Origin of the sequence: Haloarcula japonica DSM 6131 (assembly GCF_000336635.1) — an archaeon.
In the GTDB taxonomy this organism is placed as follows: Archaea; Halobacteriota; Halobacteria; order Halobacteriales; family Haloarculaceae; genus Haloarcula; species Haloarcula japonica.
The window spans coordinates 190,132-205,664 of record NZ_AOLY01000009.1 but is presented as its reverse complement, the minus strand read 5'-3'; the positions used below and the strand labels follow the sequence as shown (position 1 = coordinate 205,664).

Below are 15,533 nucleotides of genomic sequence, written 5' to 3'. Positions count from 1 at the left end.
CGAACCGACCCGCGAGCGACCGGAGGTGACCACTCATGATTGGAATCCTGAAATCAATGGCGACGACGATGAAACACGCCCTCGACGGGGAGACGTTCACGGTGGAGTACCCTGACGTCGCCCCAGAGGTGAGCCCCCGTTTCCGCGGCGTCCACAAGTGGAGCCAGGAGCGGTGTATCTGGTGTCGGCAGTGTGAGAACGTCTGCCCGAACAACACGATCCAGATTGTGATGGACGAACAGCGAAACGGCGAGCAGTACAACCTCCACATCGGCCAGTGTATCTACTGCCGGCTGTGCGAGGAAGTGTGCCCGACCGACGCCATCCTGCTCACCCAGAACTTCGAGTTCACCGCGGACACGAAAGACGAGTTCGCCTACGACAAGGAACAGCTCAAGAACGTGCCGTGGTACAAGGACATCGACCCGCTCGAGTCACGCGAACCCGACCGGGGCGCGTGGATCGGCGAGGGCGACGGCGAAGTCGACTACCAGTAACTCCTTCGACGGACTTTCAGCGGGTTTTGCTTACTACCCCCGAAGCGACTGCCATGTTCTGATTCGCGCGGACTTTCCCAACAGCCGCAACCGCTCAGGCTGGCTTTCCGGTATCGGCCCGAGGTGGAGCGACAGTATGTGGCGTCAAAGGCGGTCGTAGATTGGTACATTTTCGCCAGCAGGACGGAAGTGCCCCGAAATCTGGGGGCCATACCGGCAAACAGTGGCTCTACTGGCGAGACGAAAGAGGAATCTTCAAAGGGACGCCGCAAAGAGTCTCCAAGTAAGATGGCACTGGCAGAGTCAATTGCGTTCGCGCTGTTCGCTATGGTAACGGTGGGCAGCGCTGCGGGCGTCGTGTTAGTCCGGGACGTCTGGCACTCGGCGCTGTTACTGGGCGTGTCACTCGTCAGCGTCGCAGTGTTCTACGTAATGAACCAGGCGGCGTTCGTCGCAACGATGCAGATCCTGGTGTACGTCGGCGGCGTCCTCGTTCTCATCACCTTCGCGGTGATGCTGACCCGCGAGGACGAGTCGGTGATCGAGGTGACACCATGACCACAAAACCCGAACTACAGACGGAGGGGAGTTTCGTCGCTGGACTGGCTGCAATCGCCCTGTTCATCGTTCTCGGGGCTGTGTTTATGGGCGTCTCGTTTCCCGCGCCAACGGGCTTCGGCGAGGGAGCGGCGATAACCAAGAGCCTCGGCGCGGCGATGTTCGATATCGCCCCGGGCGCGATTATGGGCGAGGGTGAGACGGCCGTTCCCGGCGAAGGGTTCCTCGTTGCCTTCGAAGTGATCGACATCGTGCTGGTGGCCGCTCTTGTCGGGGCTGTCATGCTCGCCCGACGCGAAGTCGCTGGCGAATCAGTAACCCTCGGTGTCGAAACCACGGACGACGACGACATGGCCGTTGCCGCTGACGGTGGTCCGGGAGGTGACGACTCGTGATTCCGGCCGAGACGTATCTCCTCCTGTCGGCGGCCATATTCTGTATCGGCCTGTTCGGCATCCTTACGCGACGGAACGCGCTCATCTTCCTGATGTCCGTCGAGCTGATGCTGAACGCTGCGAACATCAACCTCGTCGCGTTCTCGCTGCAACACGGGAACCTCACCGGCCAGGTGTTCAGCCTGTTCACGATGGCACTCGCCGCCGCAGAGGTCGCCATCGGGATCGGTATCGTCCTGGTCCTGTACCGCAACTTCACAGACGTGGACGTGACGAAGGCGACGACGATGAGGTGGTAACAGATGGCTGCATTCACATACGCTCCGGCGATTGTCCTGCTGCCGTTCGTATCGTTCCTCGTTGCGCTGTTTGCCGGCGACCGCATGCCGAAAGGCGGCGCGCTCGCAGGCATCACCGCGACGGGCGGATCGCTTCTGCTGTCGATCTGGGTCGCGCTGACAGTGGCCGGCGGTGAGGTCCACAACGAGATACTGTACCAGTGGACCACGAGCGTCGAGACGCTCCAGCTCAACTTCGGACTCCTGCTCGACCCGCTGTCGGCGCTCATGCTGCTCATCGTCTGTCTCATCTCGTTCCTCGTCCACATCTTCTCGCTTGGCTACATGAACGACGAGGGCGAGACCGGCCTCCCGCGCTACTACGGCGGGCTTGGCCTGTTCACGGCGAGCATGCTCGGGTTCGTCGTCGCCAACAACCTCCTGATGGCGTTCATGTTCTTCGAGCTGGTGGGCCTGTGTTCGTACCTGCTCATCGGCTTCTGGTTCCGCGACGACGGCCCGCCGAGTGCCGCGAAGAAGGCGTTCCTGGTCACCCGCTTCGGTGACTACTTCTTCCTCATCGGCGTCGTCGGCATCTTCGCCACCTTCGGGACCGGCCTCTTCGCCCCCATTACGCAGGGCGGCGAAGTGGTCGCCGAGAGCTTCCCGATGCTAGCCGAACACGCCATCGTTGACGGCGAGGTTGAGGGTATCGCGATGCTGGAGACGGTCGGCATGGGGCCACAGCAGTGGTTCACCGTGCTCAGCCTCCTCGTGCTGGGCGGCGTCGTCGGCAAGTCCGCGCAGTTCCCGCTGCACACGTGGCTGCCCGACGCGATGGAGGGTCCGACGCCGGTCTCGGCGCTGATCCACGCGGCGACGATGGTCGCGGCTGGTGTGTACCTCGTCGCGCGTATGTACGGCTTCTACGCGCTCTCGCCGACGGCACTGGCCGTCATTGCCCTCATCGGCGGCTTCACCGCACTGTTTGCGGCAACGATGGGCCTGGTCAAACAGGAAATCAAGCAAGTGCTCGCGTACTCCACCATCTCCCAGTACGGGTACATGATGCTCGCGCTGGGCTCGGGTGGCTATATCGCCGCTGTCTTCCACCTGACCACCCACGCCGTGTTCAAGGCGCTGCTGTTCCTCGGCGCAGGGTCGGTCATCATCGCCATGCACCACAACGAGAACATGTGGGACATGGGCGGTCTGAAAGATCGGATGCCGGTGACCTACTGGACGTTCCTCGCCGGCTCGCTCGCACTGGCCGGCATCGTTCCCTTCGCCGGCTTCTGGTCCAAGGACGAGGTGCTGTACGAAGCACTCATCCACGGCTTCGGTACTGAGGGCGGCCTCGGGACGGTCTATCTGGCCGCGTACGCCATGGGGCTGCTGGCCGTGTTCTTCACCGGCTTCTACACCTTCCGGATGGTGTACCTGACCTTCCACGGCGACGCGCGCTCGGACACCGCTCGTGACCCCGAGCCCGTCCGCTGGAACGTCAAGGGCCCGCTGACGGTGCTTGGCATCCTTGCTACGACTATCGGATTCATCAACATGGCTCCGGTCGCGAAGCTCACCGGCGCGCACATCGACTTCCTCCACACGTGGCTAAGTGGACCGGAGGAGGGCGGCTGGCCCGAACTCCTCTCGACGGATCTGCACCACTACGAGGAACTGCTGCACGAAGTGCCCCACGTTGACCCGGCATACCCGCTGGGCGGTGAGATCACGACGCTACTGGCCTCGGCAGCTGTCTCACTCGGGCTGGCACTCGCCGGCGTGCTCGTCGCGCGGAGCCTCTATGCCGGTGCCGACCCGGTCGAGCATACCGACAAGCTTGGCGGTCTGAAGACGCTACTCATGCACAACTACTATCAGGACGAATATCAGGTGTGGCTCGCGACGGGTGTAACCTACCCGCTCGCCCGAGTGATGAACAAGTTCGACCAGGGTGTCGTCGACGGCGTCGTCAACGGCATCTCCAGCGTCAGCCTGTTCGGCGGCAGCCGCATCCGACGCATCCAGTCCGGCGTCGTCAGCAACTACGCGACGCTGCTGACGCTTGGACTCGTACTCTTGCTTGCCGCCTTCGGCATCATGGGAGGGTGGTTCTAGATGTGGGTCGCTGCGCTCCTGCTCGTGACCCTGCTGGGAACCGGGCTCGTGTTCCTCTCGCCTGACCGGTACGCCGGAAAGCTCGCCGCGGCCGTCAGTGCGATTCCGGCGCTCGGTAGCATCTACATGTACTGGGTGTACCTCACGCAGTACGGCGGCACGGGCAACGCCCTGCTGTCACCCGCCGACATCGCGTTCGGCCAGCAGATCCCGTGGATCACGCTGGGTGAACTGGAAGTGTCGTACTACGTCGGCCTCGACGGCATCAGTATGCCGCTGCTCGCGCTGACGACGGTGCTGACGACGCTCGCCATCGTCTCGGCGTGGACGCCTATCGACGAGCGCCAGTCCCAGTTCTACGGGCTGATGCTGTTCATGGAAGTGAGCCTCATCGGCGTGTTCTCCGCGCTGGATTTCTTCCTCTGGTTCGTCTTCTGGGAGGGCGTCCTCATCCCGATGTACCTGCTCATCGGTGTCTGGGGCGGCCCGCGCCGGAAGTACGCCGCCATCAAGTTCTTCGTCTACACGAACGTGGCGTCGCTGGTCATGTTCGCGGGCCTGTTCGCGCTCGTGTTCAGTACTGACCTCACGTCGCTGTCCCTGCCCGCGATGGCCGAGGCGTTCCGCACCGCGAGCGGCCTCCCGACCATCGCCGGCGTGAACCTGATGACCATCTCCTTCATCCTAATGTTCTTCGGGTTCGCGGTGAAGGTGCCCGTCTTCCCGCTGCACACGTGGCTGCCGGACGCCCACGTCGAGGCCCCGACGCCGGTGTCGGTCATGCTGGCTGGTGTCCTCCTGAAGATGGGGACCTACGCACTGCTGCGGTTCAACTTCACGATGCTCGCTGACACGGCACGCCAGCTTGCGGTTCCGCTGGCGATTATCGGCGTTGTCAGCGTCATCTACGGGGCGATGCTCGCGCTGGCACAGCGGGACCTCAAGCGCATCGTCGCCTACTCCTCGATTTCGTCGATGGGCTACGTCATCTTGGGCCTGGTCGCATTCACGCCGTACGGCATGGGCGGGGCGACCTTCCAGATGATCGCCCACGGCCTCATCTCGGGGCTGATGTTCATGGCCGTCGGCGTCATCTACAACACGACGCACACGCGGATGGTCGGCGACATGTCCGGCCTCGCGGACCGCATGCCCTGGACGGTCGGCATCTTCGTCGCCGCCGCCTTCGGCTACATGGGCCTGCCGCTGATGGCCGGCTTCGCCGGGGAGTACTTCATCTTCCAGGGTTCGTTCAACGCGCCGACGCTCGGCGGGGCCGCGCCCGTGCTGACCTCGCTGGCGATGTTCGGCATCGTCATCGTGGCCGGCTACCTGCTGTGGGCCATGCAGCGCACGCTGTTCGGGGCCTTCAGCCTGGAGACGGACTACGAGGTCAGCCCGGCCGCGTTCCACGACGTCGCGCCACTGGCCGTGTTGCTCCTGCTGGTCATCGCACTCGGTGTCGCACCGGACCTCTCCTTTGCCATGATACAGGACTCGATTTCACCGGTTCTCGAAATCGGAGGTGGTGCATAGATGGTCGCACTCCCTGACTGGATGGCGCTCGCCCCGGCACTTTCGCTGGGCCTCGCCTCCCTAGTGTTGCTGCTGTCGGACTCGATTAACCCGGACACGACGAACACGGGACTGCTGGCCGGGATCTCGGTGGTCGGCTCCCTGGCCTCCTTCGGGTTCGCCGGCTGGTTTATCTCCGCCGGCACCGGAATCGCCGATAGCACTGGCGTCGCGCTGTTCAACAACCAGCTCGTCGTCGATCAGATGGCCCTGTTCTTCATGGCCATCGTCGGCAGCGTCACGACGCTGGTCGTGCTCGCGAGCTACGACTACGTCGCCGAACACAGCTACCAGGCCGAGTTCTTCGCGCTGGTCCTGCTGTCCGCGACCGGGATGAGCCTCCTGAGCGCGGCCAACAGCCTGGCGACGGCCTTCGTCGCACTCGAACTGGTGTCCCTACCGTCCTACGCGCTCGTTGCCTTCCTCAAGGAGAACAAGGGCAGCGTCGAGGCGGGCTTGAAGTACTTCCTCATCGGCGCGGTGTCCTCGGCGGTGTTGGCCTACGGTATCTCGCTCGTGTACGCTGCGACGGGTGTGCTTCGATTCGACGGCGTCGCGACGGCCATTTCCAGTGGCACGGTCCAGACCATCGTCGACGGGTCGGTTCAGGCCCAGTCCGGTGACCCTGCCGTCCCGATGGCTATCCTTGGCGTCGGTATCTTGATGATTATCGGCGGAGTCGCATTCAAGACGGCCTCGGTACCGTTCCACTTCTGGGCACCCGAGGCATACGAGGGCGCGCCAGCGCCGATCTCGGCGTTCCTCTCCTCGGCGTCGAAGGCCGCCGGCTTCGTGCTGGCGTTCCGCGTCTTCGCTGTCGCCTTCCCCATCGGTGACCTGCTCGCCGCTGGCGGCGCGATCAACTGGGTGATGGCGTTCCAGATCCTCGCCATCGCGACGATGTTCATCGGGAACTTCGCCGCCGCGACCCAGGAGACGGTCAAGCGGATGTTGGCCTACTCCAGCGTCGGCCACGCCGGCTACGTCCTCATCGGACTCGCCGCCGTGTCTGGCTCCGGTGAAGGCCTGAGTCTCAGCATGAGTGCGGGGATGTCCCACCTGCTCGTCTACGGCTTCATGAACACGGGCGCGTTCCTGTTCATCGCGCTGGCCGAGTACTGGGGCGTCGGCCGCCGCTTCGAGGACTACAACGGCCTCGGTAAGGAAGCGCCGGTCGCCTGCGCGGCGATGACGGTGTTCCTGCTCAGCCTCGCCGGCCTGCCGATCGGCGGCGGGTTCTTCTCGAAGTTCTACCTGTTCCAGGCGACGCTCAACGTCAGCGCGTGGTCGCTGGCCGCCGCGCTCATCATCAACAGCGCGCTCAGCCTGTTCTACTACTCCCGCGTCGTCAAGGCGATGTGGATCGAGGAACCGACCGGCAGCCGGACCATCGAGTCGTACCCGATGGGGCTGTACACCGCTGTGGTGGGCGCCGCCATCGTAACGGTACTCCTGCTGCCCGGCTTCAACCGCGTCTCTGAGATCGCGTTCCAGGCCGCACAGTTGCTGTAGTCTGACGCCTGGCTGTTTTCTGTCTCACAGTAGCGAGGTTACGCCGACTCGTAGACGAACACGCCGCCGCTCTCGCGCTTCTCGACTCGGTCAGTGACTTCGAGTACATCCAGGTGGCCGACAGCCTCGCTCATCCCGGCAAAGTATTCCGTGGCAGGCAGATCGCCGAACAACGCCGTCATCACGTCACTGGGTGTTGTCGTTCCGCCGGAGACGATGTCGGCGACCTCCGCGGTGCGCTGGTCGTGTTCCACGAGTATGTCGTCGATGCGTTCCTGCGGTGATTCGACGGGCTCGCGGTGGCCAGTGAGAAATCGGTCGTGACCCTGCTCGCGGAGCCATCGCAGCGAGTCGTTAAATGCGGGTAACACCTTCGGGCGCGTCCCGCTCTCGTCGGGTATCTGGAGGAACGGATTGGGCGTGATATCGCCGAGCACGTTGTCGCCGACGACCGCTTCACGGCGGCCCTGAAACTCATATGAGAAGATGATTTCGCCCGCAGAATGTCCCTGGACGGTGTCGACCGTGAGTTCTGTGTCGTCGACGGTGACGGTATCACCGGCCGCCAGCGCGCGGTCGGTGTCGACGCTCTGGGCGTAGGGCAGGAAGGCTTCCGGTAGCTGTGTGACCGTTTCAGCAGTCTCGCGTGAGACGCCACAGCGCTCGAAGAAATCCGCAAAATAGGACTGCTCGGTGTGTAGCTGTGCCGCGAAATCGCGCATGATTTCTGCTCCCGGTTCGCTGGCCAGGATACGAGCCCCCCGCTCGGCGAACCGGTTCGCCATGCCGAAATGGTCCGGGTGCGGGTGTGTGACCAGCACCTGCTCGATGTCATCCGGAGACAGCTCGCGTGCTTCAAGCGCTTCGACCAGCCGCGACCACGCTTCCTCGCTGTCGGGTCCCGGATCGACGATAGTCCGTCGCGCGATGTATGCATTGACTGGCCCGACCTGAAACGGCGTCGGAATCGACACCCGTGTGAACATATCTCCCCGTTGCAGGTGGTGGCGCAAAACAGTTCGTACCCGCAGGGCACGTTTACCATCGTGGCCGCTCGCTGTCCCTCGGTTAGCTGTGGTTCCTCATGGTTTTCCGGGCACAAGAGATATATTCGTCCTTCGCGTAGGGACAGATATGAACAAACACTTCGAAGACGCACGGTACTACCTGAAGCGCGCCGGCAAAACCGCCACCAAGGGCGTCAAAGAGGAACTCGAGCCAGTCGAGGACCGGTTCCGGGAACTCACCGGGAAGGAAGTAGAGCCAGAACCTAGCCGACTGGAGGCTGTCAAGGCCGACCTGAAGGAACTGCAGGGAAAAGCAGAGGGCGAAGCCGAGGAAGCGATCGCTGACGCTCGCGAAAGGATCAGTGAGTACCGCAGTAAGGAAGAGCAAGAAGCGTAGTCGGAAAGCAATTCTTAAGGGATGCGCTCGAATAGAACGGAGTGCATCGGGTTGGTGATCTAGTTCGGTTATGATACCTCCTTCACACGGAGGAAGTCGGCGGTTCGAATCCGCCCCAACCCATCCGCGCACTGCACACTTTTGAAGGAAACCGTATGTGTTTCTGGAACCGCTCTCGTAACGATGAGTTGCTACACCGTAACCCTATCCAGAAGCAGCCACAGTTAGCGCATCACGAAGCTGTGACCGTTGTCTTAGCGCCACAGGTGTACAGATAGCGGTTGGTTGTGCTTCAGTCCCGACAACTTTTACCGTTCGGTAAACAACGGTAAGTATGACCGAGAGCGAATCGCAGGCGTCGACTGACGGGCCGCTATCCGGAGAGAGAGTCCGGCATGGGACGGGCGTGAATTCGACCCGTGCGTTTCCGACGGAGAGCTATCCGGACAATCTGGACCCGTTTGTTCTGTTCGAGCAGTTCTACATCGACCCCGACAAGGGGTTCCCGATGCACCCCCACCGCGGGTTCGAGATCGTCTCGTACATGATCGAGGGTGGAATGGAACACGAGGACTCGCTCGGTGTCGCAAACACCGCATATGAGAACGATGCGATGCGTATCACGACCGGTAGCGGGATACGTCACTCCGAATTCCCCGCCGACGGGCAGGCCTGTACGGGACTACAGCTCTGGGTGAATCTGCCGCAGGCCAAGAAGGACACCGAGCCGGACTACGGCGATGCAACGGCCGACGCGCTGCCGACAGCGGAACAGGGTGGCGCGACGATCACGACGGTTATCGGCGAGGGTTCGCCGATCAGCCTCCACACGCCGATGGAGTATCTGGATGTATCTGTGGCCGACGCGTGGACATGGTCGGTCCCGGCGGAGTGGTCCGGATTTCTCTATGGTGTCTCCGGTAGCGGAACGGTCGCAGGACAGTCGTTCACTGACGGTGATTTCCTGCCAGCAACTGACTCGCGGTCGGTGACGCTCCAAAGCGATGAGTCGCTTCGTGTCGTCGCCGTCTCGGGCCGCCCGCACGGCGAGCCGATCCGACAGCGCGGCCCGTACGTCCTGTAGGTAGGCGGTGCGGGCTATCTCAGGGCCAGACGTGCGGCTTCGACTATATTTTACCAGATGGTAAAACTCTTCTGTGGGCGGTCCGTACTGTGAGGCATGGCAGATGTAGCAGTTGTCGGCGGCGGCCCCGCCGGCCTGAGTGCGGCACAATATGCTGCGAAGAACGACCTCGAAACAATCACCTTCGATACGGACGAATCGTGGATGCACAAGGCGCACCTGTTCAACTACCCCGCAGTGCGCTCCATTAGCGGCGAAGAGTTCCTCACAATCGCTCGGGGGCAGGCCCGTGACCGCGGCGCGACGCTGTACGAGACAGCAGTCACGGCCATCGAACAGACCGACGACGGATTCGTCCTCACAACGGACGAGGACGAGTACACCGCGGAATACGTCGTCCTTGCGACTGGTGGCGACCGAAGCCTCGCCGAGGACCTCGGCTGTGCATTTACCGATGAGGATGTCGTCGACGTGACTGTCGACATGGAAACGTCCGTCGAGAACGTGTACGCGACCGGGGCGATGGGTCGAGCGGAGAAGTGGCAAGCGGTCATCGCCGCCGGTGATGGCGCGGCCGCCGTCCTCGACATTCTCTCGAAGGAGAAAGGCGAGTACTACCACGACTTCGATATGCCGTCAGACGTACCGGAACTCTAACGATGCAGTCAGACTCTCCTACAATGAACTCCGCTACTCTCTCGAACTGGACTGTTGGAAACGTTCGCGCGCTCCCGGTGGTGAGCAACTGATGGCACCCGAACTCAATGTCGTGTTGCTCGTCGTCGGCCGCGTCCTCTTCGGTGGCGTGCTCGCGTACACCGGACTGAGCCACTTCACGCAGACCGAACAGATGGCCGGCTACGCCGAGTACAAGGGCCTCCCGGCACCGAAATTCTCCGTCCTCGCGTCCGGTGCCCTCCTCATTCTCGGCGGGCTCGGCGTGACCGTGGGCGTCTTCCCGGTCGTCGCGGCGGTCGCTCTCGCGGCGTTCCTGATCGTCTCAGCGGTTGCGATGCACGACTTCTGGGCCGTCCCGGACGAGGACCGGCAGGACGAGCTGAACAGCTTCCTGAAGAACGTGACCCTCGCCGGCGGGGCGCTCGTCGTCGCGGCGTCCGCAACCGGAACGTGGGCGCTCAGCGTCGGTATCAGTCCCGTCTAACGCTGTCTTTTCCGTCCCCGTCTACTGCGGCGGGTACAGCGAGTCGAGGATGAACTCGTTGATAGCGCGCTTGGCTTCGTCGGGTGCGTCCTCGTGGCCGAGGGCGATCCGCCGGCCGCGGGCCGCGTGAATCACGTCCGTGATGAGCTGGCCCATCAGTTCGGCGTCGACGTCGCGAAACGCGCCCTGTTCGATCCCGTCCTCAATGACCCTGGCGATGCTCTCTCGAAGGCGGTCGTAGTGCTCGTTGAACAGCGCCCTGTGGTCGTCGTCGTTTTGTGCATAGGCGTACAGTTCGTGGTACACCTTCATCCGGTCCCAGTGCGAGAAGCCGTCGAACTCCGGGCCGAACAGGCACCGGTCGATCCGGACATCGAGTTCTGTGCGGGGGTCGGTTTCGTCGTCAACTTCGACGCTGCCCTCGTACTGATCGATGACGTACTCCAAAAACGAAGAGATCAGGTCGTACTTGCCGTCGAAATGATAGTGGATCACTTGCCGGGACATATCCATCTCATCGCCGATGTCCCGGACCCGCAAGTCCTTGTAGCCGTGCTTGCTCAGCGCCCGAAAGGTGGCCTCCATAATGACCTCGCGGGTGTCCTGTGGCGTGTTCTGCCCGTCCGATTCGCTCATGGGCTAATTTATTGTGGTAGGCACATATCCGTTTCTCCCTCCGTCGGGACGAGCTAGTCGGCGTCGACTGGAACGCGCCTCGCCGAAACGCCTACCTGTTCCCTTCGCTCACGCGCGTTCGACGAACCGAGCGTCGGCGGAGGTGTGATCCCGGTTGAACGACAGCACCTTCGCCCGGATCACGTCACCGGCCGACACCGACGACGGCACGTCCTCGGTGAACAGGACGAACCCCTCCACTTTCCCGACGGCGACGCGGTCTCCGGAGTGGTGGTCGCTGAATTCGGTGATGCCGAACTCGTAGGTCTCACCGATTTCGACTGGCGGTTCTCGCTCCTGTGCGGCTTCATGAGCGCGCTTCGATGCACTGCTTCCGGAGCGGCGGGTAATCGCAAACGCCAGTGTGAGGCCCACGGCGAGAGCGGCCCCGCCAGCGACGAGCCAGAGTGGTTCCATGAAAGGGGTTGCAGGACGAACGGATTAATACCTTTCAGACTCGGGCGACAGCGCTTACAGTCCGAGGCGGTCCCGAATGCTGCCGCCGGAGTCCGAGTCCCCGCCGTCGGCGTCCCACTCCGTCGGTAGTTCTGCCGCGAGCGACGCGACCTCGTCGTCGCTGTAGCGGTGGTCCTCCATCGCGTCGTCGAGCCAGTCCGACCACTCCTCAGCCGTCATTCGGCCCTGTGAATCGACCTCCCACTGGTCGACCAGCGCCTCACGGTCGTGGAACGGGATGTCCATGCCGCTGTCGCCCCAGTACAGTGGGGAGAGCGCGAACTCGTGGGTGTCGCCGTCGAGCCAGACGAGCCGGTACGGATAGTCGTTGTAGCAAAACACGTCGTCCGGTGAGACGACATCACCGTTGGGGAGCTCCAGGGTTTGGGACATTGTATCACTGTAGGGGCTACCCACGTTTCAGGGTTATGTGTCGGTAGAGCTACTGGAGCGGCTGGACGCTCGCCGCTACGCAAGCGGGTCACACAGCGCCCACTCGTCGGTCTCGGGGTCGAGGTTCGAGGGTTCTGCGCCCCGTTCAGTCACGATACCGGCGTGGTAGTAGATCGCCTTTAGCTGGAACACGGTCGGGGAGTGGTAGACGCTGCCGTCGGTGAGTTCCGAGTGACGGAGCTCCCCCTCACCGGTCAGTACCCGCTGGCGAACCGCCTCGTCGCCACGCAGGAACAGTTCGACCGTGAACTCGGGGTGTAGCGCGTGGAGGTATTCGACGAACTCAACGAGCGACGGGGATTCGAATCCATCCCGGTGGCAGGCGTAGAGCCCGTCAACGAGCAGTTCCGTGGCCGGGTAGTCGGAGACGACGCGACGGACGAGCTGACCCCACTGTGGTGCGATGTCGATAAATCGCCTGCGAGAGCGCTGCCAGTCCTCGAACCGCCGGAGGGCAGTGCCAACGTCGCCGACCGTCCGAAGCGCGAACCGGACGACTTCCCGGCCCAGCGGCGTCAGCGTGAGCGATCCCTGCCCAGTGTCAATCAGGTTCAGGAACGTAGCGCCGGCAAGAGCTCCGTCGACGGCTCCGACGACGTGGGACGCAAGCAGGTCCCGTGCGTCGCCGTCGTGGTGGACAGCTAACGGCACTGCGATGTAGTTCTTCGGGTGATTGAGCCCGAAATTCTGGTCAGCGACGCCCTGGGCGCTGGCCTGAAACCGGATGGCCGATGCGGCGTCCATCGACCCGTGGCCAACTACCCGTGGCCGTTCCAGAACCGCGACTGAGCCGTCGGATTCGACGCCCAGTACGCCGACGTTTAGCTCGCGGGCCATCGTCCGGGCGGCGGTGGAGATACCACTCAGGGGCGCGGTCAGGAAAGCCACGTTGGCCTCGTTCAGCCGGTCATGGGCCTGGACGACGCCGCGCTCGGCATCGACGCCACCGTTGCCCGTGTACCCCTTCGCCTCGACAGCGATCAATGGCGGCCGGTCACCGAGCCGGTCGACAGACAGCAGGTCCGTCGAGAGCGCCTGCACGCCGACGAGATCGGGATAGCCTGTTCCGACACGGACGTGGTTGAACGGCGCGAGCGTCGCCTGTACGGACGCCTCGATGGGCGTCTCGTCCAGCCAGCGCCGCTGTGCGAACTGCGTGTCCGCGACGACGTAGGCGTCCTCGCGGTCCGAAAACAGCCGGTCTTTCGTCCGGGCGAGTACCTGTGGCTCGGAGAGTCCCGACGCCGCTGTGGCCATAGACGGCGTTCACACAGGGCAGACATGAGTGTTCTGTCCCCGGACAATCGGATCGGGTCGCTGTTATGCCACACACCATCCGGCGGCAGTGTTATCGGCTGGGGCGAGCGATAGGCGGACATGACAACACCGCTACCAGACAGCGCGTGGGACTGGTTCTGGGCCCGCCATGCGAATCCGAAGAGCGGTTGGTCGCGTGTGCCGACCGGCGCTGTCATCGTGTACGCTGTGTACCAACGGGACTGGCGACTCTTGACCGCGGCCTGCCTGTGGACGCTGGTCAATCCAGTCCTGTTCGTCCCGCCCGAGACTGAGGACGCCTGGATGACCCGTGCTGTCCTGGCAGAGCGGTGGTGGCTCACGGAAGAGGCCAACGGGACCATGGGCCTCGGGTACCCAAACGTCTGTAACACCGGCGGCGCGCTGGCATCGGTCGTCGCCCTGTACGCTGCCTGGCGTCGTCGACCGGTCAGCGCAGCAATCGCAACCATTGTGATGGGCGGGTTGAAGCTCTGGTGGCTCCGCGAAATCGTTCAGAAGTACGACGCGCGTGAGGAAGGGACCAGCAGTCACAGGTAAGGCGAGGTGCTGTCTGTGTGCGCGTACAACGAAGGCCGGTCCAACGGATGCGACCGAAAAAGAGGAATGTCTCTGCTGGTCGTCAGTACTGATGAAGCGGCTGTTGGCGGATTTTGGCCCGTAGTTCCCCGATAGAGGGGTCGCCGTCGCCGCCGAACTGCTGTGTCACGGAGTGAACTTCCTCGCGGGAGATCTTGACATTGCCCTGTTCGATGACGTCGGCGGGTCGTTCGCGGAGTTCACGGATCGTCCCGACCGCGAGCAGGAACGGAATGGCCCACGCTGAGAGGGTGTTGCCGCGGGTTTCGGGCATGGCTTCGAGCCACGCCTGCGCGTCGTCGAGGTACCCCTCCGCCCGCTCGGTGACCTGCTCGATGACGGGGACCAGCGAGTCGACGTTGTCGGTGTCGCTCACGTCGCTATGGTCGAGTCCCTGTTCGTGGAGCAGTTCAAGCGGAAGGTAGACGTTGTTTTCCTCCTCCATGTCCGTCGCGGCGTCCTTGGCGACGTTGACGAGTTGGAGCAGCAGGGCGAACGACCGGGCGTTTTCCTCCATCTGAGCGATCTGCTCGTCGGTGGCTTCGTGGGAGACCAGCCCGGTCACCAGCGTACCGACTGTCCCGGCAGCGTACCAGCAGTACTCTTCGAGTTCATCGAGCGTCTTGATTCGCAGTCCGCCCGCGTCGGCGTAGCGGTCGACGAACATCGCCATCCCGTCGACGAGTTCCCGGACCGGCCCGCGGATGCTCTGTGTGGAGTGGTCGTCGAGCGTGTGAAACACGTCGACGATACGGCCCGCATTCTCGACGACTTCCCAGTCGGCGTTCGTCGTCGTGGGGATCCACTCCTCGACAGCATCGTGGAACGACGACACAGTTGTCCCACTCGACGGTTCGAGCGAGCGACTGTACGTCTGCAGGAGTTCGGTCTGCACCGCTGGAGGGAGATGACCGGCGTCCTCAATCGTATCAGCCACACGACAGAGAAGGTAGCCCAGACAGATGTCCCGGGCCATCGGTTCGTTGAGTTCCGAGATCGTGAGACTAAACGTCCGCGACACACGATGGACGGCATCGTAGCACCACTCGATGTCTTCCGAAGACGACCGGTCTGTGTGGTTCTGAGACATTCCCGACATCCGGGGTAGGGCATACGATGATAAAAATGGGACGGCTACGGCGTCAGTTCCTGGCCGGTCCCGGTTCGGTGTTTCGACAGACTCAGGAGTGTCCGCGTCGAAGAAGGAGTATGAACGCGCGAGCGACAGGGAGGACGCGGCCGTGAACAGCCAGGACGCAGTAGTACTGGCGCTGACGGTCGTCGCAGCGATCATCATCCCGGGCCTGGCGAACTGGGGGTTCAGTACGCTCGGCTACCCCTGGATCGGGAGCGCTACCTGGGCGCTGGGGTACGGCCTCGGCGTCGTCTTCATCTGGTACGAGTGGGTCCGGCCGCTCGATATCACCGGTCCCAAGGGCATCAGCCACAGCGAGGACTCCGGCGAGTAACACGCTGCTCGGCCTCCCT

Annotated in this window: 19 protein-coding genes and 1 tRNA gene; 14 read left to right on the top strand and 6 right to left on the bottom strand. The window is 63.0% G+C overall.

Translation table 11 applies throughout. From position 1 onward, the window contains the following. Positions 1-35: 35 nt before the first annotated feature. The 7 genes from C444_RS06360 to C444_RS06330 all read left to right on the top strand — a co-directional run bounded on the left by C444_RS06360 (position 36) and on the right by C444_RS06330 (position 6,936). Entirely contained in the window at positions 36-497 is a 462-nt protein-coding gene (locus C444_RS06360; RefSeq protein WP_004518194.1) for a NuoI/complex I 23 kDa subunit family protein, read from the top strand. 288 nt (positions 498-785) lie between these two features. Beyond that, the gene (locus C444_RS06355; protein WP_004591678.1) at positions 786-1,055 is read left to right on the top strand and encodes an NADH-quinone oxidoreductase subunit J; all 270 of its coding nucleotides are present in this window, start codon (positions 786-788) and stop codon (positions 1,053-1,055) included. After that, entirely contained in the window at positions 1,052-1,450 is a 399-nt protein-coding gene (locus tag C444_RS06350; RefSeq protein ID WP_004591677.1) for an NADH dehydrogenase subunit 6, read from the top strand. Before C444_RS06355 ends, C444_RS06350 begins: the two co-directional genes overlap by 4 nt. Beyond that, positions 1,447-1,749, top strand: a complete 303-nt coding sequence (gene nuoK / locus C444_RS06345) for an NADH-quinone oxidoreductase subunit NuoK (protein ID WP_004591676.1) — start codon at positions 1,447-1,449, stop codon at positions 1,747-1,749. Before C444_RS06350 ends, nuoK begins: the two co-directional genes overlap by 4 nt. Before the next feature lie 3 nt (positions 1,750-1,752). Beyond that, positions 1,753-3,849 carry an NADH-quinone oxidoreductase subunit L gene (nuoL, locus tag C444_RS06340; protein ID WP_004591675.1) on the top strand — a complete coding sequence of 699 codons (2,097 nt, stop codon included), beginning with the start codon at positions 1,753-1,755 and terminating at the stop codon, positions 3,847-3,849. Beyond that, positions 3,850-5,385, top strand: coding sequence for a complex I subunit 4 family protein (locus C444_RS06335; protein WP_004591674.1), 1,536 nt, complete (start codon positions 3,850-3,852; stop codon positions 5,383-5,385). Further along, entirely contained in the window at positions 5,386-6,936 is a 1,551-nt protein-coding gene (locus C444_RS06330; RefSeq protein ID WP_004591673.1) for an NADH-quinone oxidoreductase subunit N, read from the top strand. A gap of 38 nt (positions 6,937-6,974) precedes the next feature. Here the strand turns inward: C444_RS06330 and C444_RS06325 are convergent, their stop codons facing one another. Continuing rightward, complete coding sequence (locus C444_RS06325; protein ID WP_004591672.1) at positions 6,975-7,922, bottom strand: MBL fold metallo-hydrolase; 948 nt, start codon at positions 7,920-7,922, stop codon at positions 6,975-6,977. A gap of 148 nt (positions 7,923-8,070) precedes the next feature. Between C444_RS06325 and C444_RS06320 the strand changes: the two genes are divergently transcribed. From C444_RS06320 to C444_RS06300, 5 genes are all read left to right on the top strand, one after another. After that, positions 8,071-8,340, top strand: coding sequence for a DUF7553 family protein (locus tag C444_RS06320; RefSeq protein ID WP_004591671.1), 270 nt, complete (start codon positions 8,071-8,073; stop codon positions 8,338-8,340). Positions 8,341-8,388: 48 nt separating this feature from the next. Then, a tRNA-Val gene (locus C444_RS06315) sits at positions 8,389-8,463 on the top strand. 211 nt (positions 8,464-8,674) lie between these two features. Beyond that, the gene (locus C444_RS06310; protein WP_004591670.1) at positions 8,675-9,424 is read left to right on the top strand and encodes a pirin family protein; all 750 of its coding nucleotides are present in this window, start codon (positions 8,675-8,677) and stop codon (positions 9,422-9,424) included. A 96-nt stretch (positions 9,425-9,520) separates the two neighbouring features. Further along, positions 9,521-10,081 (top strand): NAD(P)/FAD-dependent oxidoreductase, encoded by a 561-nt coding sequence (locus C444_RS06305; RefSeq protein WP_004591669.1) that lies wholly within the window; start codon positions 9,521-9,523, stop codon positions 10,079-10,081. A 91-nt stretch (positions 10,082-10,172) separates the two neighbouring features. Beyond that, complete coding sequence (locus C444_RS06300) at positions 10,173-10,586, top strand: DoxX family membrane protein (RefSeq protein WP_004591668.1); 414 nt, start codon at positions 10,173-10,175, stop codon at positions 10,584-10,586. A 21-nt stretch (positions 10,587-10,607) separates the two neighbouring features. Here C444_RS06300 and C444_RS06295 read toward each other — a convergent pair whose 3' ends face one another. From C444_RS06295 to C444_RS06280, 4 genes are all read right to left on the bottom strand, one after another. Next, a complete protein-coding gene (locus C444_RS06295; RefSeq protein WP_004591667.1) occupies positions 10,608-11,222 on the bottom strand; it encodes a TetR/AcrR family transcriptional regulator in 615 nt (204 codons plus the stop codon). Between the two features lie 108 nt (positions 11,223-11,330). After that, the gene (locus tag C444_RS06290) at positions 11,331-11,678 is read right to left on the bottom strand and encodes a TRAM domain-containing protein (protein WP_004591666.1); all 348 of its coding nucleotides are present in this window, start codon (positions 11,676-11,678) and stop codon (positions 11,331-11,333) included. 54 nt (positions 11,679-11,732) lie between these two features. Further along, positions 11,733-12,110, bottom strand: coding sequence for a hypothetical protein (locus tag C444_RS06285; protein ID WP_004591665.1), 378 nt, complete (start codon positions 12,108-12,110; stop codon positions 11,733-11,735). 75 nt (positions 12,111-12,185) lie between these two features. Then, the gene (locus C444_RS06280; RefSeq protein ID WP_004591664.1) at positions 12,186-13,427 is read right to left on the bottom strand and encodes a hypothetical protein; all 1,242 of its coding nucleotides are present in this window, start codon (positions 13,425-13,427) and stop codon (positions 12,186-12,188) included. 120 nt (positions 13,428-13,547) lie between these two features. Here C444_RS06280 and C444_RS06275 point away from each other — a divergent pair, with 120 nt between their 5' ends. Further along, positions 13,548-14,006 (top strand): DUF6653 family protein, encoded by a 459-nt coding sequence (locus C444_RS06275; RefSeq protein ID WP_049909191.1) that lies wholly within the window; start codon positions 13,548-13,550, stop codon positions 14,004-14,006. Positions 14,007-14,088: 82 nt separating this feature from the next. On the opposite strand, the gene C444_RS06270 is transcribed toward C444_RS06275, so the two are convergent. Next, on the bottom strand, positions 14,089-15,135 hold the full coding sequence (locus C444_RS06270) for a phytoene/squalene synthase family protein (RefSeq protein ID WP_004591662.1): 1,047 nt from the start codon (positions 15,133-15,135) through the stop codon (positions 14,089-14,091). Positions 15,136-15,232: 97 nt separating this feature from the next. On the opposite strand from C444_RS06270, the gene C444_RS06265 reads away from it, so the two are divergent. After that, complete coding sequence (locus tag C444_RS06265; RefSeq protein WP_004591661.1) at positions 15,233-15,514, top strand: hypothetical protein; 282 nt, start codon at positions 15,233-15,235, stop codon at positions 15,512-15,514. The last annotated feature ends 19 nt before the right edge of the window (positions 15,515-15,533 follow it).